The organism is Vibrio sp. 10N.222.48.A3, from assembly GCF_041475345.1.
Taxonomy (GTDB): Bacteria; Pseudomonadota; Gammaproteobacteria; order Enterobacterales; family Vibrionaceae; genus Vibrio; species Vibrio tasmaniensis_A.
The window spans coordinates 1-1,532 of the sequence record NZ_JBFRVX010000452.1; the positions used below are offsets into that span (position 1 = coordinate 1).

Consider the following 1,532-nt stretch of genomic DNA (forward strand, 5'->3'; position numbering starts at 1 on the left):
GTGCTAATCGGTGTGTTGCTGATTGGTTTTATGATCACCGATGGCTTTGATATGGGAGTAGGAGCGTTGTTACCGTTTATCGGTAAAACCAACTCTGAAAGACGAGTGATGATTAACTCCATTGCACCCCATTGGGACGGCAACCAGGTGTGGTTAATTACCGCAGGTGGCGCTTTGTTTGCGGCTTGGCCGTTAGTGTATGCGACATCGTTTTCAAGCTTATATGTTGCGATGTACTTGGCTCTTATCTCATTGTGGCTGCGTCCTCTTGCACTTGAGTACCGAGCAAAGATCGACAGCGTTCAGTGGCGACAAGTATGTGACTTAGCAATCTCGTTCTCAGGCTTCTTCCCTCCTATCTTGTTTGGGGTGGCGTTTGGCAATTTGATGCAAGGCTTACCTTTTACGCTCAATAGCTTCTTGATGGTTGAGTACCACGGATCGTTTGTTGATTTGCTTAATCCGTTTGCTCTGTTGTGTGGCTTTGTTGGGTTATTGATGGCGTTGTTGCAAGGCAGTGCTTGGCTGATGATGAAAACCACCGATGCGCTATACAAAAAGGCAAGAACAGTGACGCAGGCGAGTGCTGTATTTGTCGCTTTCCTTATGGTGATTGGCTGTATGGCGATAAACCATATTGATGGGTATCTGATAGTCAGTGCGATGGATCATAGCTCGGCTTCAAATCCTTTGAACAAAGAAGTCGTTACACAAGCTGGCGCTTGGTTAACCAACTTCGATACGTACCCTTGGATGTGGTTTGCACCGATCGGCAGCGTGACCATTCCATTGCTGGCTTTGATTGGCGCAAGGTTGAAATGGGATGCGATTGCTTTTATTAGTTCAAGCCTGACTAACGCTTGCATCATCTTAACGGCGGGTTTCTCGATGTTCCCGTTCATTATCCCGTCTAGCGTTAATCCAAGCCATAGCTTAACCCTTTGGGATTCAACCTCTAGCGAACTGACCTTGAACATCATGACAGGCGTAGCATTTGTGATGGTGCCAATCATCCTTTGTTACACCGCTTTTAGTTATCGCACCATGTTTGGACGACTCGATAACGAGTATGTCGAACGCAACGGCAATTCACTGTATTAAGGAGTTTCTCATGTGGTATTTTGTTTGGATATTAGGCTTATTCCTAGCCTCTGCATTTGCAGTTTTGAATGTCATCAGCCTAGAGAAAAGTGACTCAGAAACTGAGTTCTGATTGACGTTTGATTCATAAAAAGACCAGAAGCATGATGCTCTGGTCTTTTTTATGAGCCTTCCTAAAGCGTAAGATTTGGTTCTTCCTTCGTGGTACAAGATGGTAAGACTTAAATCGAGTGAGCTGCATTCTTTTAAGTACACCTAAATCTCAACTCTATATAAGATTTAATCAAAACAATTTTATCTAACCTATTGTTAAATATTTAGTATTTGATAATGTGCTAGGTGCACATTAAGGATGTGTTTCATATTTAGCGATGAAAATAGTAGGAGTTGCGATGAGTATTATAGTGAGACGGTCTGAACCGTCAGATGCA

General features: G+C 43.5%; 2 protein-coding genes. Both read left to right on the forward strand.

The window, feature by feature from the left end:
- The coding region (gene cydB, locus AB4653_RS13650) for a cytochrome d ubiquinol oxidase subunit II (protein ID WP_372104437.1) at nucleotides 1–1,101 on the forward strand (1,101 nt) is incomplete at its 5' end.
- Between the two features lie 10 nt (nucleotides 1,102–1,111).
- Nucleotides 1,112–1,213 (forward strand): cytochrome bd-I oxidase subunit CydX, encoded by a 102-nt coding sequence (gene cydX / locus AB4653_RS13655; protein ID WP_004734907.1) that lies wholly within the window; start codon nucleotides 1,112–1,114, stop codon nucleotides 1,211–1,213.
- Nucleotides 1,214–1,532: the final 319 nt, after the last annotated feature.